Annotated in this window: 27 protein-coding genes and 1 tRNA gene; 18 read left to right on the top strand and 10 right to left on the bottom strand. The window is 40.9% G+C overall.

Going from position 1 to position 23551, the window contains the following annotated elements; all coding sequences use genetic code 11:
- Positions 1-6: 6 nt before the first annotated feature.
- Positions 7-1542 carry an AMP phosphorylase gene (locus NITUZ_RS07625; protein WP_048196728.1) on the bottom strand — a complete coding sequence of 512 codons (1536 nt, stop codon included), beginning with the start codon at positions 1540-1542 and terminating at the stop codon, positions 7-9.
- Between the two features lie 99 nt (positions 1543-1641).
- Between NITUZ_RS07625 and NITUZ_RS07620 the strand changes: the two genes are divergently transcribed.
- Both NITUZ_RS07620 and NITUZ_RS07615 read left to right on the top strand, forming a co-directional pair.
- Positions 1642-2055, top strand: a complete 414-nt coding sequence (locus NITUZ_RS07620) for a universal stress protein (protein ID WP_048196727.1) — start codon at positions 1642-1644, stop codon at positions 2053-2055.
- Between the two features lie 49 nt (positions 2056-2104).
- On the top strand, positions 2105-2527 hold the full coding sequence (locus NITUZ_RS07615) for a hypothetical protein (RefSeq protein WP_048196722.1): 423 nt from the start codon (positions 2105-2107) through the stop codon (positions 2525-2527).
- A gap of 7 nt (positions 2528-2534) precedes the next feature.
- Here NITUZ_RS07615 and NITUZ_RS07610 read toward each other — a convergent pair whose 3' ends face one another.
- Positions 2535-3017: a hypothetical protein gene (locus tag NITUZ_RS07610; RefSeq protein ID WP_048196720.1), complete on the bottom strand. Its 483-nt coding sequence runs from the start codon at positions 3015-3017 to the stop codon at positions 2535-2537.
- A gap of 101 nt (positions 3018-3118) precedes the next feature.
- Between NITUZ_RS07610 and NITUZ_RS07605 the strand changes: the two genes are divergently transcribed.
- The 4 genes from NITUZ_RS07605 (at position 3119) to NITUZ_RS07595 (ending at position 5063) form a co-directional block, all read left to right on the top strand.
- On the top strand, positions 3119-3568 hold the full coding sequence (locus tag NITUZ_RS07605) for a bifunctional nuclease family protein (RefSeq protein WP_048196718.1): 450 nt from the start codon (positions 3119-3121) through the stop codon (positions 3566-3568).
- A gap of 105 nt (positions 3569-3673) precedes the next feature.
- The gene (locus tag NITUZ_RS10305) at positions 3674-3799 is read left to right on the top strand and encodes a DUF2225 domain-containing protein (protein ID WP_244443843.1); all 126 of its coding nucleotides are present in this window, start codon (positions 3674-3676) and stop codon (positions 3797-3799) included.
- An 8-nt stretch (positions 3800-3807) separates the two neighbouring features.
- A complete protein-coding gene (locus tag NITUZ_RS07600) occupies positions 3808-4344 on the top strand; it encodes a hypothetical protein (protein ID WP_155991488.1) in 537 nt (178 codons plus the stop codon).
- Positions 4345-4517: 173 nt separating this feature from the next.
- Positions 4518-5063 (top strand): MEDS domain-containing protein, encoded by a 546-nt coding sequence (locus tag NITUZ_RS07595; RefSeq protein WP_048196715.1) that lies wholly within the window; start codon positions 4518-4520, stop codon positions 5061-5063.
- 2 nt (positions 5064-5065) lie between these two features.
- On the opposite strand, the gene NITUZ_RS07590 is transcribed toward NITUZ_RS07595, so the two are convergent.
- Positions 5066-5758 (bottom strand): signal peptidase I, encoded by a 693-nt coding sequence (locus NITUZ_RS07590; protein ID WP_048196714.1) that lies wholly within the window; start codon positions 5756-5758, stop codon positions 5066-5068.
- 1 nt (position 5759) lies between these two features.
- The gene (locus NITUZ_RS07585; RefSeq protein WP_048196712.1) at positions 5760-6482 is read right to left on the bottom strand and encodes a PRC-barrel domain-containing protein; all 723 of its coding nucleotides are present in this window, start codon (positions 6480-6482) and stop codon (positions 5760-5762) included.
- A 95-nt stretch (positions 6483-6577) separates the two neighbouring features.
- Between NITUZ_RS07585 and trxA the strand changes: the two genes are divergently transcribed.
- Together trxA and NITUZ_RS07575 are read left to right on the top strand one after the other, a co-directional pair.
- Positions 6578-6910, top strand: a complete 333-nt coding sequence (trxA, locus tag NITUZ_RS07580; protein WP_048196711.1) for a thioredoxin — start codon at positions 6578-6580, stop codon at positions 6908-6910.
- A 50-nt stretch (positions 6911-6960) separates the two neighbouring features.
- A complete protein-coding gene (locus tag NITUZ_RS07575; protein WP_048196710.1) occupies positions 6961-7488 on the top strand; it encodes a zinc ribbon domain-containing protein in 528 nt (175 codons plus the stop codon).
- A gap of 636 nt (positions 7489-8124) precedes the next feature.
- Here NITUZ_RS07575 and NITUZ_RS07570 read toward each other — a convergent pair.
- Together NITUZ_RS07570 and NITUZ_RS07565 are read right to left on the bottom strand one after the other, a co-directional pair.
- Positions 8125-8484: a zinc ribbon domain-containing protein gene (locus NITUZ_RS07570; protein ID WP_048196708.1), complete on the bottom strand. Its 360-nt coding sequence runs from the start codon at positions 8482-8484 to the stop codon at positions 8125-8127.
- A gap of 31 nt (positions 8485-8515) precedes the next feature.
- Positions 8516-8944, bottom strand: a complete 429-nt coding sequence (locus NITUZ_RS07565; RefSeq protein WP_048196707.1) for an AsnC family transcriptional regulator — start codon at positions 8942-8944, stop codon at positions 8516-8518.
- A gap of 82 nt (positions 8945-9026) precedes the next feature.
- On the opposite strand from NITUZ_RS07565, the gene NITUZ_RS07560 reads away from it, so the two are divergent.
- The 4 genes from NITUZ_RS07560 (at position 9027) to NITUZ_RS09740 (ending at position 11976) form a co-directional block, all read left to right on the top strand.
- On the top strand, positions 9027-10019 hold the full coding sequence (locus NITUZ_RS07560; protein ID WP_048196705.1) for a cytochrome c biogenesis CcdA family protein: 993 nt from the start codon (positions 9027-9029) through the stop codon (positions 10017-10019).
- A complete protein-coding gene (locus tag NITUZ_RS09870; protein WP_081844902.1) occupies positions 10019-10153 on the top strand; it encodes a YHS domain-containing protein in 135 nt (44 codons plus the stop codon). Before NITUZ_RS07560 ends, NITUZ_RS09870 begins: the two co-directional genes overlap by 1 nt.
- Entirely contained in the window at positions 10150-10377 is a 228-nt protein-coding gene (locus NITUZ_RS07555; protein ID WP_048196703.1) for a glutaredoxin family protein, read from the top strand. The genes NITUZ_RS09870 and NITUZ_RS07555 overlap by 4 nt, the downstream gene beginning before the upstream one ends.
- A gap of 69 nt (positions 10378-10446) precedes the next feature.
- Positions 10447-11976, top strand: coding sequence for a hypothetical protein (locus NITUZ_RS09740; protein WP_155991485.1), 1530 nt, complete (start codon positions 10447-10449; stop codon positions 11974-11976).
- Here the strand turns inward: NITUZ_RS09740 and NITUZ_RS07545 are convergent.
- Positions 11973-12902: a CBS domain-containing protein gene (locus tag NITUZ_RS07545; RefSeq protein ID WP_244443842.1), complete on the bottom strand. Its 930-nt coding sequence runs from the start codon at positions 12900-12902 to the stop codon at positions 11973-11975. The two genes, NITUZ_RS09740 and NITUZ_RS07545, sit on opposite strands and share 4 nt — an antisense overlap.
- 501 nt (positions 12903-13403) lie before the next feature.
- Positions 13404-14378 (bottom strand): DMT family transporter, encoded by a 975-nt coding sequence (locus tag NITUZ_RS07535; RefSeq protein ID WP_177309474.1) that lies wholly within the window; start codon positions 14376-14378, stop codon positions 13404-13406.
- A gap of 153 nt (positions 14379-14531) precedes the next feature.
- Between NITUZ_RS07535 and NITUZ_RS07530 the strand changes: the two genes are divergently transcribed.
- Positions 14532-16475 carry a type IV secretory system conjugative DNA transfer family protein gene (locus tag NITUZ_RS07530; protein ID WP_048196700.1) on the top strand — a complete coding sequence of 648 codons (1944 nt, stop codon included), beginning with the start codon at positions 14532-14534 and terminating at the stop codon, positions 16473-16475.
- Between the two features lie 25 nt (positions 16476-16500).
- Here NITUZ_RS07530 and NITUZ_RS07525 read toward each other — a convergent pair whose 3' ends face one another.
- Positions 16501-17679, bottom strand: a complete 1179-nt coding sequence (locus NITUZ_RS07525; protein ID WP_048196698.1) for a hypothetical protein — start codon at positions 17677-17679, stop codon at positions 16501-16503.
- Positions 17680-17760: 81 nt separating this feature from the next.
- A tRNA-Ala gene (locus NITUZ_RS07520) sits at positions 17761-17832 on the bottom strand.
- Positions 17833-17912: 80 nt separating this feature from the next.
- Here NITUZ_RS07520 and NITUZ_RS07515 point away from each other — a divergent pair.
- The 5 genes from NITUZ_RS07515 to NITUZ_RS07495 all read left to right on the top strand — a co-directional run bounded on the left by NITUZ_RS07515 (position 17913) and on the right by NITUZ_RS07495 (position 23551).
- On the top strand, positions 17913-19139 hold the full coding sequence (locus NITUZ_RS07515; protein WP_048196697.1) for an adenosylhomocysteinase: 1227 nt from the start codon (positions 17913-17915) through the stop codon (positions 19137-19139).
- 149 nt (positions 19140-19288) lie between these two features.
- Complete coding sequence (hisG, locus tag NITUZ_RS07510; protein WP_048197048.1) at positions 19289-20266, top strand: ATP phosphoribosyltransferase; 978 nt, start codon at positions 19289-19291, stop codon at positions 20264-20266.
- Positions 20263-21522, top strand: a complete 1260-nt coding sequence (hisD, locus tag NITUZ_RS07505) for a histidinol dehydrogenase (protein ID WP_048196695.1) — start codon at positions 20263-20265, stop codon at positions 21520-21522. Before hisG ends, hisD begins: the two co-directional genes overlap by 4 nt.
- Complete coding sequence (hisC, locus tag NITUZ_RS07500) at positions 21519-22580, top strand: histidinol-phosphate transaminase (protein ID WP_048196693.1); 1062 nt, start codon at positions 21519-21521, stop codon at positions 22578-22580. Before hisD ends, hisC begins: the two co-directional genes overlap by 4 nt.
- Complete coding sequence (locus tag NITUZ_RS07495; RefSeq protein WP_048196690.1) at positions 22577-23551, top strand: HAD family hydrolase; 975 nt, start codon at positions 22577-22579, stop codon at positions 23549-23551. The genes hisC and NITUZ_RS07495 overlap by 4 nt, the downstream gene beginning before the upstream one ends.

Below are 23551 nucleotides of genomic sequence, written 5' to 3'. Positions count from 1 at the left end.
TATCTATTATCTTTCCAGAACGAAGCTCTTCTTGATCATGGGACTCTCCTTTATTGTATGAATCACCATGTCTGCCCTCTTTCCTACTCCTATCGGGTTTATCTCTTCTAGCAAATCGTGAGCCCTGTTTAACTTTCTTGATTTTTCAGCATAAACTGTGAAGAGTATGTCGTCCTTTGATACTTGGTCGCCAATCTTTTTATTAAATACTATTCCTGCACCCTTGTCCTTTGGCGCTCCTGCACTGCGTGCAATCTCGACTATGGCGTTGTTGTTAATCCAAATGACCTGTCCTTCCTTTCTTGCCTTAACTTTTAGCGTATGACTGCCAATCGGAAGGTCGTCTGGCATTATATTCTGGTTGCCTCCTTGCAGTCCGATCATTTGGCGCAGCTTTGCCTCGGCCCTGCCTGTTTTTAACATGTTTTTTGCAAGCTCATAGCCGTTCTTCCTTCCAGTTATCTCAAAGATTGTCCCTGCTATGTTGCAGGCCTTGTCAATTAAGTCAGGCACATTAGACTCGTTCATCAAAACCTCAAGTGCCTCCCTTGCCTCAAGTGCAGGACCTACTGTATATCCTATTGGCTGCTCCCCATAAGTCAAAACGCAATGAGTGTGTATTTTTAGCCTTTTTCCAAGCTCGATTATGTCCTTTGCAAGCTGGTCTGCCTCGCTTATGGTCTTTACCTTTGCACCCCTTCCAGTAGGTATGTCTACTACTAGGTGAGTTGCTCCTACGGCCTTCTTTTTGCTCATGATTGATGGCAAAAGAAGAGGGTCAATGTACAAAGAATATTCCGTCCTAACAAAAATATCATCCGCAGGCGCCAAGTCAAGTGCACCGCCCCACACAAGACAGCCGCCACACTTTTTCACTATCTTCTTCATTTCATTGTTTGAAATATTAACAGGCATGATAGTCTCCGCCCTGTCGGCAGTTCCTGCAGCAGATGTTATTGCCCTTGATGATGTCTTTGGGATTATCAGACCGGCGGCAGCAACTATTGGAACCACCAAAAGAGTGGTCTTATCACCTGGAACTCCTCCTACACTATGCTTGTCTACAACTCGCTTTCCAAGGTTAAGCCTGGCCCCTGTCTCGACCATCGACATGGACAGACTGGTTGCCTCATCAAGGTCCAACCCTCGTATATGCAATGCAGTAACAAACGAGGCAATCTCGTTTTCGCTGAGGTTGCCGTCCACCACACCCTTTACTATCTCGTAAATTTCCTTGTAGACAAGCTTTTTTCCTTCCAGCTTGTTTCGTATGAACTGGAGCGACTTTGGAAATGACGATATCTCTACATCTATGTAGTGAGGAACCTTGCCAAGCATCATTCGTATTTCCTCGCTTATGCCGACATGGCCTTTCCTGACCGACCTTGTTGCAACATTGACTATTGCGGTAATATCTTTTCTTGATCTGAGCAAAACCCTACCAGATGCAGATATTCCTAACTCGTCTGCGTCATACTTGTTTAGAAAAACAATCGGCCTGCCACCTGATTCGACTCCAAGTATTTCCGTCTTTAGGCGCATACCGTAATGATGGAATGTCTGGATTTTACACTTTTACCAATTATCAAACCTGATTTTTGACATTCTATATTTAATCGACGCAACGCAACAGATTATCTTATGGGAAAAATAAAGAAAATATTGGTGCCTCTTGACGGCTCGAAAAACTCACTGAAGGCACTTGATACAGCAATTTTCCTTGCAAAGGACTCTGATGCAGATATCACGGCACTACACATAATCAGATTCCCAATCCAGTTCAGCAACAAGATAAAAAAACAGCACAAAAAGCTAGCTGAAAAAATAATGACTTTGGCCTCAAGAACCGCAAAAAAATCAAAAGTCAGTCTAACTCCGATAATTCGTTTTGATGGGTATGTGGGAGATCAGATAGTAAAATATGCGCATCTTCACAAATTTGATCTCATTGTTATCGGCTCTCGTGGCCCAAATCCGATTGCAGAGATGTTCCTTGGGAGTGTTGCAAACTATGTACTCAACAAATCCAAGATACCAGTACTGTTGGTAAAATGAACATACGATCTGTTTTAATGACTTGGTATAACTGTCCGGACTGAGTAGATTGACGGAATGGGAAAACGTCGTAATTGAGTTGGTGGCCCTTGCCGGAATAATATTTGGAGCGGTCTACGTGGAGCACTGGAACTATCTGAGAATGCAAAAAAAGACGGACAAGGCAACAAGAAAAAAGATGCTGTTGTTGATAAAAGAAGACCTGATAAGGAAGATACGATTCATTGACGATTCCATTCAACACCATGACTACAAACCGTTTTTTACTAGTGTGTGGGATTCTGTAATACTGTCTGGAAAACAGACACTGCTTGAATTTGATCTGATACAAAACCTTGAGCATACCTATTCATCGATGAAATACTATAACACAGAACTACAGCAAAAAGGAACCGCTGGAAACGAGCAAACAATCAAGGAGCTGTTAGTAGAAATAAGGAAAACTGTGGATTCCTCACTAAAAATACTCTAGTTGTAAATCACCTGTGAACTGCCTCAAATTCTACTGCCTTCTGTCCTATCCTCTCAAACTCCATGGCGTATCGTGGGCTCCTTTTTCTCCATTCACCCTTCACAAGGGGTTGCAACATAGTCCACATCTCAGCTATATCGTCTCCGTGCCACTCTAATACTCGTCTTTCCAAATCCTGATCGTACTTTAGAATAAATCCAAGTTTGTCATAAGCTACTGCCACATATCTTGCAGCCTTCTCTAGCCTGTCATCAAGTGGAAATGCAACCTGAACACCACTGCGTATCCTCTTCATGGTGGCATCTGTCCTTAGCATCTCACGGTATTCCCTTATCGTGTCGTTGCGTACTATGTCGATAATTCCTGTCAGAGCACTTACCAAATCCTTCTGTATTCTCACCTTGCTTTCTTTTTTGAATTTGATTACTGCAATCCCGACTGCAGACAGCGAAACGAGAAGGGCCACCAAGGATACGTACTCTGTCTCCAATACAAGACTAGAGAGATGCCTTCATAAAATAACATCATACCAATTCCCAAGACTGAAAATCAAAAACTGATTTTATCTGCGTATGGTGCGTGCAGTATGTGTTGAAAATCGACGAAAAGCCCGATGCGGACTATGAGGTAGTCAAAATTGAAGAAATAGGACTTGTGGACCAGATGACAGGAATTATGATACTCAGATCACTTGAAGGAAAAGAATTCCACATAACTGCGTTCTCATCAGAAGTGGCTGGATATATTGCCGCATTCATGGAAGGAAAGCGTCAAGAGCTGCCGACCATATACAACATGTTAGAGCAAATATGCGAGGAAAGCGAGCTTGTACTTGTAAGCGTGAAAATATATGAAAGCGGAGGAATATTCCGAGCAAACCTGTATTTTTCTGGAAGAAAGGATGTTGTATTGAGAAACTATCGCGCATCTGATGCAATCGCGCTAGCAATATTTTACAGCGTGCCTATACTTGTAAGAAAAAGCCTACTAAGGGAGCCAGAGAAGAGAGACTCAAAAAACAACCACGCAAACAAAAAATAATTCTGTTTTATTCAACAGTAAACTATTTGGGAAATGGTAGTATGTTGATTTTCTTTTCTGAAAATCTTCAAGTCAGTTTAAATGATTTTTGCTACAACAGAATATGTGGAAAAAAACATAAGGTGTCCATACTGTGACTCGCAGTTTCAAAACAAAGAAGAGCTGTCAAAGCATATAGATAGAATACATGATGGTTCCGGACTGCTAGAAGGAGACACAAGAAGGTTCTGACATACACGATGAAACTGCATTTGATTCTCATGCTATTCTCAGTTGCGGCTCCGCTAGCGTATGCGCAAAGTACCTCACCGCACGATATTGCTGAGCTTATGATGCAAAAACAGATTCTGCAGACAGAAGGGGGGCAGTTTACCATATTCTACCGATTCTCAACACTTGAGGGAGCCATAGAGGGCGGAACTGAGGATCTTGATGCAAGGCTTATCCTGCTGGAAGTGGATCCTAGCAGAACTTCACTTGTCTTCCATATTGACAATGTAAAGCAGACGGACTTGATGTCAGTTAGGTTTCCATTCAATGTCCTGTCTGCAGAAGAAGAAAAATTCATAGTTCTTGCAGACGGCCAGCCTCGCGGCTACGAATTGTCTGTGCACAAAGAATCAACAAACATCATCTTCATTTTGCCTGAAAATACCGCCAAAGTGGAGATAATTGGAACAAGTGTTGTGCCTGAATTCAGCTCAGGTCTGTTAATTCTGGGGCTGGCCGTAACCATAACAATCATAGGATTAAGCGCCAGAACGGTTAGATTCTAGATTTGAACATCGTTATATGTTTAGTATGATCTTCTTACCTTATCAGAGACAGATATTCCGTGATTAGCAATCTTTAACTATATAAAATCCGCATTTACTGTACATTGAGTCACAAATCACAAATTCATATGTGCATTTCCAGATGCAGGACACTGCAGTAATCTAGTAGAAAATTGTCAGAACAGGGTGAACCAGTAAAATTCATACAAGCTCTAAAAGAAAAAGTCAGTCTTGTCATGTTTTACGAAGACATGGCATATTCTAGATCCCTAGAGTATCTTTTTCTGAGGCTAGGGCTTGAAAGAGGCCAGAAGACCATGTATCTTTTGCGCGATACGGCAAAAAACGTAGAAGACCATGCAATTCTTTTGGGCATCGATCCAAGCCTTGTACGATCCAAAATTCAAGTGTTTAACACAACAGCCCAAAAAAGAGAGCACATCATACAAGCGGTAGAAGCATTCATTGCCACACAAAAAAACACTCCAACAAGGATCATACTACAAAATAATGAATTCTCAACAGAACAACAAACTGATCTAATCAGAATAGAAAGCGCCCTATCCGAACTATATGCAAAAAACAACATATCCGTACTTGTAAGCTATGATGCAGAGCCTCTATCTGATGCCAGCTTTATGCAGCAGGTGATCAACATGCATGACCATGTGATATTTGCGCCCACCTTTGGCAAGGGGCTTGTGATAAAAACAAGATGAGTCTATTTTTTATCTTCGTCTGGTTTTTTGATTACAGAGTCTTTAGATTCAAGATCCGTTCTATCACGTACGTTTTGCTCTTTTGATAGCTCGTCCTGCCTTGTATCAAAGCTGCGCTCCTCTGAATATTCATTATCTGTAGTTTTTTCAAAATCCGTCTTTTCTACATCTTTTTCCAGATCACCAAACTTGGGTTGCTTTGGTTTGCCGGCGTACTGTTTTACTATCATTATGCCGATAATCACAGCTATTATTATGTAGTTAATTGGTGGTGCCAGAATTCTCGTCACGTATCCTACCTGGGGTATGACATATGCTACCTTTCCTATGTATTCCTCGTCTGTTATGGGATAGTCAGTGCCTGGAATTGAGACGGGATTTGCATCTCCTTTCGTCCTGATTGTCTTTGGATCTTCATCAAGTATTGCCACCACCCTGTGCACTATCACTCGGTCGTGCCCGTTTGGCCTGTTGAAGACTATAATGTCGCCTGTACCTATCTGGTCAAAAGGCACTTTGCCGTCAACAACAAGAACATCATATACTTCCAGTACTGGAATCATGCTTCCAGATGAGACAACATAGAATGGGTTCTGGGTGCCAAAAACCACCTGCAGTCCAATCCATATGGCTGCAACGCCAACTGCAACTATGACTATATCTTTAACGATACTCTTTGCTGTCTTGGACTTCATCTTACAATTTGGTTCCGCAGCTTTCGCAAAACTTTGATCCGGCCTTGTTCTCAAACCCGCATGAACATCTAAGTGACTGGCTTGAGGACTGGGTATTCTCTCCTAATAGTATTATCTCACCGATTTTCTTTATGCTGCTCCATGGTATGGTAGAGTCAGTGCCGTCATTTTTTGTTACTATGAGAACGACCTGGTGCAAGGGATCAACTCCTACCTGTTTTGCAACGCCCACGCGCTTTGCGTTAGAATCGTAAACTAGCATACCTACAATAGAGCTGACAGAATCTGTCTGAGCAGAGCTCTGCGCCGGTCTCGGAGTTTCCGTTTGAGCAATACTTGGGGCTTGCGGCATTTGCGTGGGTTGGGCTATAGCCGGTTTTGCAAGACCTACTGAGGCCTGCTCGTCCTGCTTTTGAAATTCCCTGTATTCTGCTATGGTCGAACCGCATGTGGTGCACACATACTGGCCTCTCTCAAGAAGAATCAGGTTCTGGGCTACCTCCTCATTTGGGGTCTCGTATTCTATCTTTGGTCCTCCCTCGTAATCTTTCTCACAAGTGTTACAATAATACTTTGAAATCTTTTCCTGGTCCAGCCTGCCGATCGGAGCAAGGAACAAATCAGGTCCTCCAAGATTTCCCTTTCTTTGCTGTTCGTCAGTTACTTGGGCCATGACATATCCGCCAGATCCTCGCAGCTTTTTCAGACGGAGCTCTGAGCTCATATCGTGCATCCCGTTAAAAGGTAATTTAAGTAGCTCTGTTTTACTTGTAAAAAACATCCTTAATCTATTTAGGGAGCTTTTGTAGGACGAATTCTATGGCACTAGCTCACGTATCTAATGCAAAAGACTGGCAAACTCAGGTAATCGACTCTCCAAAGCCCGTGTTCGTGGACTTTTGGGCAGAATGGTGCGGACCGTGCAGAATGGTCGGCCCAGTAGTTGAGGAGCTTGCAAAAGACTATGAAGGCAAGGTCAACTTTGTCAAGGTGAATGTGGATGAGGCAAACGAGCTGGCAGCAAAATACAACATCTTTTCAATCCCGACACTGATGCTGGTAAGCAAAGGCCAGGTAGTAGCGCAGCAAGTAGGCGCGGCATCAAAGGAATCCTACAAAAACATGATTGACAGAGCGCTGGCAAAAGCCTAAACTCTCTTTTTGATCCCAAAATAATTATATCTGAAAACTCTATCCTCGGCATGTCCTTAGGCGAGGTCGACACTCTTAACTTACTGGCAGAAAAGCTTGATAATTTATTCAAGGATTCGCAAAACTATTACGAGTCTTTCCTTGACGCAAACACTCTGTACAAACAGGGCAAGCTCTCCGACAAAGAGTTTTTTGAGAAGATGGGCGACTATATCGTAGCATATTCGGCACTAGAGTTTCTTGCAGTCAAAGTGATATTTGAAATGAAAAAGGCGCTTGACAAGATTGGCGCAGGAAACCTTGGTACCACCCAGTCACCGGGGCTCATGCCGGGGATGGGTTCTGGCATGATGGGCGGCATGCCCGGAATGGCAGGGCGCACGCAGGTAATGCCGATGCAGACGCCGGGGGCTCCACCATCTATTGTTTCTGCACGCGATGCATTCTCGGCACCTGGAACACTTCCGGCACCTGACCCTGCACTGATGCCAAGGTCGTCTTCAACCAAGTGCAAAAGCTGTGGCTCTGATCTTAGGGCTGGCGCAAAATTCTGCACAAAATGCGGAACAAAGGTCTAGACGTTTCCCAAGACATCTAATTTTGCTGGTATTCTCTTGATCAAAATCATGTTACATACATGGTGATTTTATTTGTACACATCGCTTCTGTGGGATATATCGTAAACTTTTACAGCGTTTGACTAGTAGAAAAACAAAATTCTATACTCTCCGATGCGTATTCGATAGTGATTTTTGTAACCTTTTAACTTTTTCAAATCTAGCCTGGTCGCAGGCCAATTGGATTCGAGTTCTCTTATTGTGTCTTTGATTCTTTTTCTTAGATCTGCAGAAAACGCTTGATTTTACTAGCTATTTCTTTTTTGATTATGCCTTTAACCGGCACGTCCTAATTCAACGCATTCAAAGGTACAAACTTCATATTTGCCTTCTTTTTCTTGAATTCAAAACTTTTTACTGCTTTGTCCTCATAAGAATCTGGTTTATCTTCTAGTATCGTATTGCTCTTTATTGTCTTCTGCAGTTCTGCAATTTTTGATTTTAATAGTCGTATCTGTTTATCTGTATTTTTCCTGTATGTGGAAAATTCCTTTATAATCTTATGAAGATCTTGATGTGAAATCGATCTAGTCGCTATTGATTATTGTATGCGCAATTGATTAAAAAAGATTAGTAACAGAACCGTAACAGATCATTCTAATCCTGCGTCGCACCGCATTCAGTGCAGAATCTGGCAGAGGACGAAATCTTGGAGCCGCACTCTGAGCAAAACTTGACGTCGCCGTCTACCTTGTTTACGCTGCCGTACATGCCGGTGTTTCTTACAGCACCTGTGGGCTCGTAATGGTCCTCATCTATTATCTCGACTGGCGCAAAGTCCTTTTCCTCAACGTATGCCATTATTCTGGGGATGGTGTTTGATTTGTCCTTCGGATCTGGAATCATGTCGGCAAGCCAGAATGAGAACCTCATCAGCGTAAGCTCTGGCGTTGAAAATGCAAGAGTGTGGGCAGACATATAGTCCTGCGCAGCCTTTTTGCCCTCAAAGACCTTCATGAGATGGCTTTGCTTTGAAGATGTATAATGTTTACTGGTTTGAGAGTGATTCTATTCTGCCCCTGTATTTTTCCTTGTAAAGACTCCTGCACGATGTGCAGCAAAAAAACCTCTCATAGTTTCCGAATTTGAGAACGGTGGGCTTTGCAGCAACGAGTCCATTACAGTAATCGCATGTCATCTTTACAAGCATGTCCTGGCTGAGCTTTATCTTGCGATTTTTTATCACATCTGTCCTTATGTTTTCAATCTTTTTTCCAGCTGACTTTTCAAGCTTACCCGTGTCTATTATTGGAAGAACTGCCTTTATCAGACCAATGTTAACTAGCCTCTCATACCTTGCCTTTACTGTGGGTGTGCTTACCTTTATCTCACGTGAGATCTGGCGGAACGATTTGCGCCCATCCTTGCTTAGAGATTCCAAGATCGCCTCATCAATGCTGTCAAGTCGAAACGGCATTGATTAAAATGCATACTACCGTGTATTAACTTTACAGTTGTAAAGCCCGCCATTCAAGTATCACGGTGTATAATATTATTTGATGTCTGTTGTAATTGCAAAAAAATCTGGAGTGGCAGCAGCGTTCGTACTGTTCTCGCTGATATTTCTCGGGCTGGTATTCTCACTTACAAATGATGTTGCCATTAGGGCAGGAACTGACCTGTCATATCCTTCTTGGCTTGTCATATCATATGTTGCAGGTCTATCCATGATAGTGCTGCCATGCACACTGCCGCTTGTATTCATCATAGTTCCGCTGTCGATGGGGCAAGGATATGCAAAAGGCCTTGCAATGTCGCTTCTCTTCGGGGCCGGCCTTGTTAGCACCATTAGTCTTTACGGGCTGGGAGTAGCATATGCAGGCAAGAGCGCCTCGCTTGACCAGATATCCACCGCAATGTTTGCAGTCGCTGGTATTGCAGGATTTGTATTCGGATTGTCCCAGCTTGGTCTCATACGTTTTAGGATGCCATCGTATTCAAGAACGCCAAAGTTCATACAGAATAGGGGCGATTACACAAAATCCTACTTTATGGGAGTGTTGCTTGGCAACGCCGGAGTCGGCTGCCCCAACCCGATGTTCTACTGGCTTCTCATATATGTGGCAGGAACCGGTAGCCTTGAGATAGGAGCTTCGCTTGGATTTGTTCATGGAATAGGACGGGCCGTCCCTCTTGTGCTATTTTCATTGCTTGCAATACTGGGAATAAACGCAACAAAGGGGCTTGCAGCAAACAGGATCAAAATAGAAAAGGCAACAGGATGGATGTTAATTGTAATAGGCGCATTTCTGATAATCAACGGCATTCCAGGAGGGCACGAATGGTATGAGAGTACAATAGTGCACATCGGATGGAATAACATCATATCCATGACTGGACTGCCCGCTGAATACCATGTGAGCCATCATGTGCACCAGAATGTGTTTGGTTTTAAGGTTCCGCAGGATGCCGTGCCGTTCTTGTTTGCAGCATTGCTTGCGTTTCCGATATTCTGGTATGTAATAAAAAGGAGATCTGATGTGGAGAAATGATGAAGGATCCCGTATGTGGCATGGAAGTTGACGAAAAGCACGATCATGCAGAACATGAAGGAAAAAAGTACTATTTCTGCTGCGCAAGCTGCAAGTGGGCCTTTGAGCGTGACCCAAAACAGTTTGCAAAATGAAAATCCAAATTCTGACAACACCGGGGTGCTCTGGCTGCAAAACCGTGGAAAAGTACCTTGACGAGCTTGGTCTGCACTATGATGTAATAGACGTCACGGAGAACCCCGAGTTTCTGCAAAAGTACCAGATATTTACGGCGCCTGGGATAATAATTGATGATAAGCTAGAATTTGCAGGCACACCTAGCAAAAAAAAGCTTCTCAGCATGCTAAAACTAGAATGACGCACATTTTCTGCGCGCATGTAATTGATAAGTAAAAGCATTAAGCATCCTGCATACCAAAAGAGTCGATTGAAGATCATACTGTTGTTATTTTTTCTCTCAATAGCTATAATCCCTGCATTTGGAGAATATGTGGAACCGTCGCAACAAGAACACCTGTTATACAACAGTATACGGCAAGAGTTTGAAAAGCTGGACGTGCCAAAAAGGGACGTAAGCGATGTCCTAAGATCGTTTGATGAACTCGTCAGAATATCAATTCCTTGTGATGCTGCAGACATTAACAACTTTATAAATGCCACAATCAGTACGAGGCTTGCAAAATTTGATACGGGACTTGCACACACGGAAGGGGCCGTAACAGGCGGAATATACATCTGGAAATGCGCCATTACATCATATGCAGGAAATATCACAATAGAGTGCCAAAACGAGCTGATGTTAAACCCGGAGGCAATAAAATCTTCTGCAGAAAAGGATCCGCGAATACAGCACGTGGAGGAGATGGTGGTATTTTACCATGAACTGTTGCACGGCCAGCTTATGATGGACGCAATAAAGTCATCGGATTTATGGAAAAACAGCACATGCAACAAAAAGCCTCAGGACAGGCTTGACTATTCCTATACGGACGCAAACCACCAAGTAATATCGCCTCTTCAAACAGAGTTTGCGCAAAAGCTGGTGGAAAAACATGGCGGTATTATGAGGGTGGAAAAGATAACTCCAGATGAGACCCTGTCTGGGAGTTTTACAAAAAAAGTGGGAAGTCTGTACGACTATCCAGAATATACCAGTGGCGGGATCAACATATCGGCAAGATCATACAATATCAGCACGTTGCAGATAACATCGGACAAGACAGACATCATAGTATCCGGAACGCTTGGCAATAAGACGCAGTCTGGCACGATATGGCTGTACGTATTTGGTAAGCAAACCTCTGCCGAGCCGGTGCTGCCTGCAGAACAGCCTGAAACGCCAAGCCCTTCGGGACAAGAAATACCGTCATGGGTGAAAAGGACCGCAGGCTGGTGGGCTGATAACACGATAGGCGAAAAAGACTTTGTGCTCGGCATAGAGTATCTGGTGCAGAACAAGATAATCTCAGTACCCTACACTGCAAAGAGTGCAAGCTCTGGCAGCATGCCATCGTGGATAAAGACAAACGCAGGCTGGTGGGCAAGCGGCATGATATCCGATTCTGAATTTGTTTTTGGAATACAGTATCTAATACAGCACGGAATAATCAAGGTAAAATCAGAATCAGAGGAGCCCGTGCCGCAAACGGCGACCGAGTATCCAATACAAAAGCAGACCTTCGTGCAGGTAAGCGCGGACGTGGTGGAGAGAAATTCTTACAAAAGTTCCCAGATCCAAATAACAGGCAAAGTTGAAAACTACAAGGCAGGAACGTCGGTGTTAATAGAGATTGTAAAGCCTGACGGCAAGTCATTCCAACTGAAAGGAATGGTTACTAACAAGGGCGTGTTCACCGTACCTCTGATAATAGATGGCAATTACCAGCCAGGAAAGTACATTATTCATGTAACATACAACGATCATGAAATAGGCTCAGACTCGTTAATGGTAAACTAGCCGTATTCTTGCATCCTCTCGGACAGCAGGGCAAGACAGATATCCCACGGGCTTATCGTCCTGTCTTTGAATATAGCATAAGGGTGCATCATACCAAACATTATGCTTGCAAGCTCGTTCACCTTCAGGTCTTTTGTGATTACTTTTGCGTATTCAAGACCAAAGCCGACAATGGGCAGATCCAAAAAGTTGTCCGTATTTCTCAGGTAGTTCAGGTCTGTAGCTATTTTTTCTATTATTATTCTGTCGCTGACAAACTGGTTTGTGTTCTCAAGCAACAACTTGCGCGTTCCGTGCTTTAGCATGAGTTTGATTACTTCGTTCACGGTTGCATCCATGGAAAAAGTCACGGTCTTTTTTTTCGGAAGCTCTGATATTGACATATCAGTCATGGATGATTTGCCAATCTCCAAAATCTTTCTTGCAGATATTGCAGAGTACCCGCCTATGGAATTTGGTATTATGGAAAACGCTCTTCCAGTTTTTTGCCATTCTTCGATTATTTCCTTTAGTTTTGTTGTTCCTGATATCTTTGTTATTTGTAGCGACATTATGTTTTCTGCAGTAGTATGATCAAATATTCTGGACGTTGGGTTTGCAAGGACTTTTTCGATTACTTCTCTTCCTCCTATTATCCCGACTGGTTCGTTTTTATCGCCTGTAACTACAAGCGAGTCTGTCATCGACTCTAAATACGGTACGAGGAGGCCCACTGCTTCTTCGACCTTGGCTTGTTTTTGTATACTCACACACGGTGTACTCATCAGAGATAACGGCAAAAGATCCCTTATTGCAATCTCTGATATCTTCATAGTGTTCTTGTAATGTGGGACGGTTTTAATTAGGTGCTGATTATCAGAGTTGGGAAACAATAAATGCTCGTTTGACGTGATCATCATTTCACGCGTTACTTCATCTAACCACAAAATTAACAGTTTGTTGGAATAAATTATGTTTCTTCAATATCTTATTTCAAAATTTATCATATCTTTTCTAACGTTATCTTGACTTGTTCACCTTCAAACGATGTTAATTTTTTATGTAATCGTTTTGGAATAACTATAACACGCATCTGTCCTTGATGAGCAATTATTGCCACAAATTTCAGTGTTTCAGTCACTATTTGTTTTAAAAATTATATGTATAATATATGACACTATATTGATATAGTATAATATATTATACTATATTAAAATTGAAACAAAACAGAGCAAATGAAAGTACGCCAAAAAAGTGGAAATGTTGTAATGAACTCGTTGCACCAAAAAATCTTGCACAACATTTCAAAGAAAAGCATCTAAATGATGGAAGAAGATTTACAAAAGATGAATTTATTATCTTAATCAGTAATGTAATATTTTTAATAGTCACTATTGTCATTTTTTAAAATTTTTTGAATATGATTTTTACATAACTGGGATGTATAATTAATCCGTCATTTTTGTTCTTAATAGTATTATTCCGATGAAAACCATTACAAATGCAATTAGATGAAGAGATATTATTTTTTCATTTAAAATAATATGTGAAAAAATAATTCCAAACAATGTTGTAGTTGAAAAAATCAGAATCGTCCTTACTGCTCCAATATTTTTGATTGCAACTACTATGAATAGCACAGATATGCCTATGCCTAGCATACCTGAAATTAGTATAGTTGGCATATATTCAAATTCGAATTCTAATGGAATTTGTAATAAAAAGACTAGTGAAATAGTCACAATGCCACCTACAAATGATATTATCTGTAAAATTCGTTTAGCATCTATTTTGTCGCTCAAATATCTGTATACATTCATTTCAATTCCATAAAACAAACCTGCAAATATAATCAAAAAATCGCCATAAACAAACTGTGATATCTGATAGTTGTTTGCGGCTAAATCAATGTATACTGGAATTATAATTGAGCCACATAATATTGTTGAATATGAAAAATATTCTTTTCTCTGTAATGCTTCTCTAAAAATAATTGTAGCTATAATTGATGTAAAAATTATATCGCTATTACCAAGTATTGCCGAATTTACAGCGCTAGTGTTCTTCAGACCTAAATAGAATATGGTTGTAGCAATGATTTCTGTAACGCCAATAATGATCAATAGTAAAAAGTTTCTTATTCCGACTTCATTTACTGGATTCTTTTTAGGTAGCAATCCAGTGAACATGATACTATTTAACAAATAGATAATTGCTACCATAGCGATTGGATTTAATCCTGAGAAAGAAGCATTTCCTTCTAATATTGGCTTTGGTAAGACATCAGCCATGGCGCCTAATATTGCTGCTAATATCGCAAACAAAAAACCAATAGAATATCTTTTAAGTTTTTTATGACCTGTAATTGTAGATTTAATTGATTTTATGATTGTTAATGGTTTCCAAAATAATTTCCATACCACTTGCATAAAATCTGTAATATTGCATAAAAAGATGATCTTCTCTCTAGACGATCTTCATACTCTATTATAAAAGGATAGTAATGTTATCAGAATCTCTGATAGTCTTTATTAATTACCGAATTATTTTTTTGTATGCCACGTTATATGTAATTGATGGAATTTGGCAATCTTTCTAATATGTTGAGAGATAATGTAATTGGGATTGCACCAGAAGATCTATCGAGACATGTATATGTATTAGGTGGTACAGGAAGTGGAAAAACTTCACTAATTAGAAATTTGTACAAACATTTAGAAGAAGCAAATCATAGTAAGTTACTATCAAGTTCTTTAATCTACATTGATGTAAAAGATGAAGATGCTAATTTATTTTTACGTCAATGTAGTAAAAAATCATTTGATAATGATCAAGTTCAATTTTTCGATCTGAATCATACTGATTTTACAATTAATTTGTTAGAATTACCTAAGCATAATTTAGAAGATAGAGATTCTGTAGTAAGTAGAATGGTAGGACATGCTGTCGAAATGTTCAAGGAATTTTATTCACAACCGCAGACATATGTGCAAATGGAACGAATCTTGCGACTTTTATTATTTTATCTCTATTCAAATACTAATGCTCCATCAATTACTGATCTTTATAGTTTAATAGTACGTCTGCAAAATGATGGTAAATACGCTTTAGATAAAATTCTCACTCCGTATACAAAATTATCTAATTTAGAGATACGACAAGCATTATCATCAATTTCCGTTCTATCAAAAGATGTGTGGGCTCCACTATTAAACAGATTTGAAATGTTTGCAACAGATAATTATCTCAAAAAAAGGTTTGATGTTACATCCACAAATATAGATTTTGAAAAAATACTTTCTCCAGGACAAATCACCATTTTTCGCATTTCTGACACCGAAACTCCAAAACATGTGCACAGTATGGCAATTATGGCTGTGGTGTTAAAAATTTGGTTTATGGTACAATATAGAGCAACCCAAATTAAACAACAAGAACGTTCGCTCGTTTTACTGGCCTTGGACGAATTCCAAAAAATTAAAGATCTATCAATCATTACCACAATGCTCTCTCAGGCCAGATCTTATAATTTGGGATTAATTTTATCGCATCAAAATTTATCACAAATTAATGAAAGCCTTTTGGAAATCATAGTTGGAAATACAGCTACTCAATTTTTTGGTCGAGTTTCAGGATTAGATGCAGGTAAGATTGCAAAAATTATAGATCCTCATTTTATAATAGAATTAACAGATCAAATTGCAACTCAACCTGATTACGTATTTACCGCAAAAACTAGACCTCCTTTTGGTCAACAACAAAGTACGCCTATACAGCTAAAACTAGATCCTCCTCCAGAATTATTACTTGATAATGCAGAAACAAATTGTTTTATTGAAAAAATGACAGTACAACATAACAATAACATAATAAGATCTGATTTTTCCTTTAAACATACTATAAAAACAGAATGGATGAAACAACTTTCTGCACCATATAGAAATAAAGATGAATGGGAAATCCTGCTATTCCTTAAAAAACAAAATGGTATTATTACTGAAATTGTTGAAGCTACAAAAAGCACTAATAGAAACAAAACTAAAGCAATAATTCAGTCGCTCATAGCAGAAGGATTGATAGATACAGTAATGCTGAGAAAGCAAGGCAGTACAATAGTTAGAAAATACTCACTTTCATTAAAAGCAATTAATACATACTTTACAGTATCATTTGATGTTATTGGTTATGCTACTGATGTAGCACAAGTAGCAAAAGCGGCACATCAGTATTATTTGAATAAACGATTTTTTATTGTTATAGCAAATCAAAATAGGCAAAATAAAACAATGAGTGATATGGTTGCATATGATTATGATAACAACATTGCTATATCCGTAGAAATTGAATCCAGATCTGAAATAAGCAGTCATCCGGAACAAGTACGATTTAATATGATAAAATGGAAAGAGTTAGGATTTTCTGAATGTCATGTGTGGGCAAAAACTACTGACAGATTACAAAAAATAAAGTCAAAATTAGGATCAGAATATGACAAAGTCAAAATATTTCATGTAGATTAATTCATTTCATTCTTAATCTGATTTTTTAAATTGGAATTCCTAATCTAAAAACAAACTTATCGTGACTTAATCCTCTTAATGTCTTGCGCCTATATGATAATGGAAGTGTAGGATCTGTTGGCATGGATACAAAAACAGGAAATTCCTCTGCTGTTAAACATAAAAATGGTACAAAATCTCGTCCCTTGCCCCATCGCATATCTGACCACATATCTGAATTTTCCTTTAAAATTCTCATAGAATAATCGCTGATTATAGAATTATTTTCAATCCATGATATTCCCCTATCGTAATCAATGTCATAAACGAAGCAATTAAGAGAATCACCAACAAATTCTAAAGAAGCAAAAACAGATGATATGTTTTGTAATGTATTCTGTATTTCTGTTCTTTTTCCTCTGATCATTCCTCTTATCGCTAATGTGTATGGGGTTGAGCTTGCTTTCAAATGATACATCTTTTCAATTTTTTTACCTATCTGGTATGCCGATGAAGCAAGTTCATTATGGTTTGGATATTCTTTCAAAACTAATCTTGGAATAAGATAAGGACCGAACCCATTAATTGACGTCTTTATTTTCTTTTTTTCAGCATCTTTCAAATATCTACTTAGGTTTTCTGCAGTGGTTTCTGCAATTTTATTCCAGTTCAAAGATTTCGTAAAAACAAACTGAATCATAATTCCGGAGTTTCTGTTTGCTGTCATAGCCTGAATCAGTTTATCTATTATTGGCTGCTGGTTTTTAGCTAAAATTGTAAAATTAAACTGTCGTACAAGCTCAAAATCAAAAAAGCAATATTCTTCATTAGTTATGTCGCTTACTTCATCTGATATTGGAAGTATTTTTTCATTTTTCTTTTCATAATCAACATTTAATGCTTTGACAAATCCTTCAATATCGTCTATACTTGATCTAACTGCTAACCGAATATTATCGGTTCCAGCTTGTTTGTAAATTTCAAATGATCTACTTTCATCAGTTATTATGTGATTTAATGTCATTTTATTTTCAACTAGGTTTGGATATATCTCACAAAGTTGTATGGTTTTTCTTATAGGCTCATAAAGATAATTTGCATACATTCCTGCACCAAAATATTCTATGTTTGGTGTGCCGTTTTTCTGAAATCTTTTTATGAATTTTACAGTTGATTTTTTCTGGAAGAATCTTAATTCATTCGTTTTATATCTAAACCAAACCACGTAAGTACATCGTATTTGAATTTTTTAAGTTTATAGTATTAGAAATCAGTAGTTCATTTGTAACACAAAAAAGTTACCTAGTGGACTGGGAGGGAATTGAACCCTCGACTTCTGCATTGCGAATGCAGCGCTATACCACTAAGCCACCAGCCCTTACTGTAGGGGCTGTGGAGGCGCTATTTTTACTCTATACTTGCAGAATCGTTATTTTCAAGACTGCATAGCTAGTATCATTGAGCAAAATCAAGGATTACTCTCTTGCAGATCATGGCAGATCCTCATATTTTTGGGCAAAATCGCACATGAAAATACTGGAACACTCGATCTCAGAACTAGCCAGAAAAAAGCCGCTCCAAGGATACACGATTGCCTCTTCGCTACAGCTTACAAAAGAGACCTCAGTACTCCTTATGGGAATCAAGAGTCTTGGCGCAAACGTTATCGCAAGCGGAGGAAATCCGCTTACCACACAAGATGACGTAGCGGCATTTTTACACTCCGAGGGAATAACAGTTTACGCCTGGTCCGACCAGTCAAAAACAGAGTATGACTGGTGCCAGAATATGGCACTTTCTCACAAGCCTGATATAATAATCGATGATGGGGGCGACCTTAATGCAAAGGCTCACTTTGGAAGATTCAGCAAACTGCACATACTTGGAGCAACAGAAGAGACCACTACTGGAATCACAAGATATCTGGCAATGCAAAAGAAAGGAAAGCTCAGGTATCCGATAATTGCAGTGAACAATGCAAGGACAAAGATGATGTTCGATAACAGGTATGGCACGGGTCAGTCCACAGTAGACGCGTTGCTAAGGAGCGCAGGCGTGCTTTTGGCATCAAAAAAAGTGGTCGTATGCGGGTATGGATGGCTCGGCAAGGGAGTAGCACAAAGATGCGCAGGCATGGGCGCCAAAATACTTGTCACCGAAGTAGATCCAATAAAGGCACTCGAAGCTCATATGGATGGATTTGAGGTGCTCACTATGAAGAAAGCCTCCAAACTTGGAGACATTTTCATTACGTGTACTGGCATGAGTGATGTCATAAGAAAAGAGCACATGTTACAGATGAAAAACGGAGCAATACTTGCAAATGTTGGACATTTTGACGTGGAAATTGATACGCGGTTTTTACTTGGCAAAAAGACAAGGCAGGCAAGACCCAATCTGGACGAGTGCACGCTTGGCGGCAGGAAGCTCTACCTTGTGGCAAAGGGACGAGTAGCAAATCTGGTTGCAGCCGAAGGGCATCCGCCGGAGGTGATGGCACTGTCTTTTTCAAACCAGATCAGATGTATATTGCATCTTGTAAAAAACGGCAAAAAAATGCGCAGCCTTGTGCATGGGGTCCGACAAGAAATCGACAATGCGGTAGCACTTGATGCGCTAAAGTCAATGGGCGTGAAAATCGATACGCTCTCAAAGAGACAAATTCAATATGCCAAGAGCTGGTAGGCTAACCATTACTGGACAAGTCCGTGGAATCATCTAATTTCAGTAAATCCAGAGCAATGCTATATTTTGCACTGCCTGTGGGGAAGATGAGACTATCTGCAAAATCTCAAAGTCGCTTTGTTTATAGAATGCCAAATGACACACAAAGCATGGCCAAGGTCAAGTTTGCAATACCAAAGGGAAGCCTTGAGGAGGCAACTTTCTCACTAATGGAAAAATCTTGGACCAAGGTAAAAAGAAAGAGCCGGACCTACATTGTGACACTTGATGATCCTGACATAGCAGTAAAGATGCTCCGGCCACAGGAGATTCCGACCTTTGTATCTGACGGACTGTATGATGTCGGCATTACCGGCAAGGACTGGATAGGGGAGACAAAGTCGGACGTTCAACCCCTCTTGGATTTGGAATATGGCAGAATAAGGCTAGTAATTGCAATTCCAGACTCTTACAAGTTCAAATCCCTTGATGAGATGATCGCCTCGTATGCAAAGCAAAAAAAGATTCTTAGGATTTCATCAGAGTATCTTACCACCGCATCAAAATACATTAAACAACAAAACTCTTACAAGAAATATTTTGGAAGCAAGGATCCTCAGATTGTGACGCCCTGGTTGAGAATAGGAGCAAACAAGAGTGTCCAGATACACCTCTCGTTTGGCGCCACGGAGGCAAAGCCGCCGGATGCAGTAGACGCAATAATGGATGTGACAGAGACTGGAACCACGCTGGAGCAAAACCAGCTAAAAATAGTAGAGACAGTGCTAGAGTCGACGGCGCACCTTATTGCAAACAAGAAAGCACTCAAGGACAAGGAAAAGCGAGAGAAAATCTACGATATTGTTACCGTAATGAGGGGGGCAGTCCAGGGAAGAAAGTTCCTGCACATCTACCTTAACGTGGAGGAAAAAAACCTCTCAAAACTATTATCTAGTTTACCGTCGCTGAAAAATCCCACCGTCAGCCCGCTGAGCGCCAAGGGATGGTACGGGATAAACACGGTAGTGCCAAAATCAGAATTTCACAAGATGATTCCAAAGCTGCGCAAGATAGCACAGGGCCTTGTAGTTCACGAGCCAAGGCAAATTCTGGAGCTTGAGGAGATAAAACGTGATGAAGAAAATTGAGAATCATCAAAGTGACAAATCCCGATTCATTTGCAAGACAAAAAGAGCCCATATCTGACTTAAAACAGGTCAGAGCCATACTCGAAAAGGTAAGGCAGCAAGGAGATACCGCACTTAGGGAATTTGAGTCAAAGTTCAACAAAGTCAGCCTGAGCTCGCTTAGGGTATCAAAAAGCGAAATCGCTGATGCCTACAAAAATGTCACAGAGGATCAGCTTGATGCGATAAAGATGGCAAGAAAAAACCTTGCAAGGGTAGAGTCCACACTAAAACAACATCTAAAAAAAATCCAGATAGCATCTGGTGGAACCAAGATAGCAAAGTCGTTTGTGCCGCTTGGCCGCGTTGGCTGCTACGTTCCAGGCGGACTTGCAAGGTACCCAAGCTCTGCTGTAATGTCGATTGTACCTGCAAAGATTGCAGGCGTCGGGCAGGTAATAGTTGCCACTCCTCCAAACCGGCAAGGCAAGATAGATCCGCTGGTGCTTGTGGCCTCTGATCTTTGCGGGGCTGATATGATATTCAAGGTGAGTGGGGCGCACGCAATTGCAGCACTTGCATACGGGACAGAATCAATCCCACAGGTTGACAAAATAGTGGGACCTGGCGGTGCGTTTGTAACCGCGGCAAAACACCTTGTCTCTGAGAGGGTATCAATTGACATGCTTGCCGGACCCACAGAGCTTGGCATAATAGCTGATGACATGGCAGACCCTGAAATCGTGGCAGCAGACCTGATATCTCAATCAGAGCACAGCTCAGACACCGTATGCTTTCTTCTTACAACATCAAAAAAACTCGCAGACAGGGTAAAACAGTCAATAAAAAAACAAGTGCCTACTGCAAGGCGGGGCAAGATAGTAATGCAAAGCCTGGAACAAAACGGGTTTATCGCATTATGCAAAAGCCAATCTGATATGATAAATCTTGCAAACCGTCTTGCCCCCGAGCACCTCCAAATAATGACGAAAAATCCAAAAAAGATATCTGACAAAATAAGCACGGCAGGACTTGTGCTTGTGGGAAACCACACTCCCTCGTCTGCAAGCGACTATCTTTTTGGAACAAACCACATACTTCCGACCAACAGACTTGGCAGGAGCAGAGGCTCGCTTTCCGTTCTTGACTTTGTAAAAGTACAAACTACGGTCGAGTCATCAAGGCAGGCATTGAGGAAAATAGAGAAAAATTTGCGCACACTTGCAGAATCAGAAGACCTGCCAAACCACTATGAGGCAGTGAGGAAAAGGCTATGAGCTTTGAGAAGAGGCTTGATGAGCTATCAAAGCTGCAAGGATACCAAAAGCCGGCATACCACCAGGGAGTGCTCAAGCTAGACTCTAATGAGAATTTTGCAGTATCAAGACAGTTCCAACAGGAGATAATCGATATTGCAAAGAAAAACGCCGATATCAGAGAGTATCCGCTTGGCAAGTCAGAGCGCCTCATTGCGGCACTATCAAAATACATCCAAGTTCCTGCAAACATGATAGGTATAGGAAATGGCTCTGATCAAATTCTTGACATAATACTCTGTAACATTGCCTCAAAAAAGACAAGGATTCTCACATCGGATCCGACATTTGGATTCTTTGAGGAAAGGTGCAAGCTGTATCAAATTCCAACAATCAAGGTGCCGTTCTCAAAAGAGATGACGCTTAACGTACAGGATTTCGTATCGCGCTATAAAAATGCGGACATTCTATACCTTGACTCTCCTAACAACCCCACCGGGTTCCAGTTCAAAAAGGAGGAAATCTCTGATCTGATAAAGAGATTTTCCGGACTTGTGATAGTAGATGAGGCGTACGGCGAATTTTCCGACTATACTGTTGCAACAATGACAAAAAAGTTTGAGAATCTGGTAGTCGTAAGGACGTTCTCCAAATCCTTTGGCATGGCAGGACTGCGCCTTGGATATGTGGTTGCCAGCAAAAAATTCATCGACGTGTTCTCGCGCGTCCTGCAGTATCCGTATCCTATCAACACGATGGCAATAGAAGGCGGCATTGCCGCACTGCAAAAATCGCATCAGATATCTGAAGTAATCTCACTTGTAAAATCAGAGAGGGCGCGAATAATCAAAAAGCTGAGGGAAACGGGCGCCTTTGATGTGTTTGACTCCAAGGCAAACTTTGTGCTCTTTGATGCGCGTGGTGCCGACAAGAGAATCTATACTGCTTTACTAGAGCAGGGAATATCGATTCGCAAGCTAGGCAGAATAGGCAAGCACGAGGGGTGTCTGCGCGTCACGGTCGGCACCAAGGACATGAACTCTAAATTCCTTCTTGCAATGCGTGACTTTTTGCAATGACTTATGTTCACAAATCCGACGGAATACTGGTAAAAGAGGACATGCTGGACAAGGTCGGTTCCATAGATGCCATTATCTTTGATTGCGACGGGGTACTAGTCGATGTCTCAAAATCGTATGATCTTGCAATTATCCAGGTAACGCAGTATGTTCTTGAAAAGTTTGCCGGCATCCAGTCAATACAGATAACTCCGGAAATAATAGGAGGCTTTAAGGACTCTGGAGGATTTAACGACGAGGTAGATGTCACATACGCGTGCATTTTGTGCCTTGCGGCTGCGGAAAGGATGGGCATTGATGCAAAAAAATTCATACTTGCCGCAATAAAAAATGCGGACAAGAGCGGAATCGAATCAATCGAAAGATTTCTTCTCTTGCAAAACGCAGACGTTTCTGATATCAAAGAAGCACTTGACTATCCCGGACCGCATGCGACAAACCCGCTTTATGTAATATTTGACCAGATGTTCTACGGGCCGGAACTATACTATAAGATATTTGGGAAAAAATCCTCGTTTGAGCAGCCAGGGCTGATAGAAAATGATCTGGTCATTATTACTGACACTCTGCTTGATGCACTTGGAGAAAAATTTGGCAGGAAAATTGCCATAGTAACGGGCAGAGGACTTGTATCGGTAAGGTATTCGCTTGGAGAACTGCTTGACAGATTTGATGTTGCAAGCTCTATGTTTCTTGAGGATGAGCCGCGCAGCATGGCAAAGCCAAACCCCGAATCGCTACTATCTACAATCAAAAAGCTTGACTCAAAGCACTGCCTGTATGTTGGCGATTCCATGGAGGACCTTCTTATGGCAAATCAGGCAAACCGTCTTGGAATAAAGACGACATTTTGCGGAATCTACGGGACAAACAAAAACCCAAGGGCAAAAAAAGAGTTCTTTGTTGGCAAGGGCGCCCCACTCATTTTAGAGTCAATCAATTTACTGCCAAAGGCATTAAATCTGGCATAG

This window comes from Candidatus Nitrosotenuis uzonensis, from assembly GCF_000723185.1.
In the GTDB taxonomy this organism is placed as follows: Archaea; Thermoproteota; Nitrososphaeria; order Nitrososphaerales; family Nitrosopumilaceae; genus Nitrosotenuis; species Nitrosotenuis uzonensis.
This window is presented reverse-complemented; position numbering and strand designations above follow the sequence as displayed.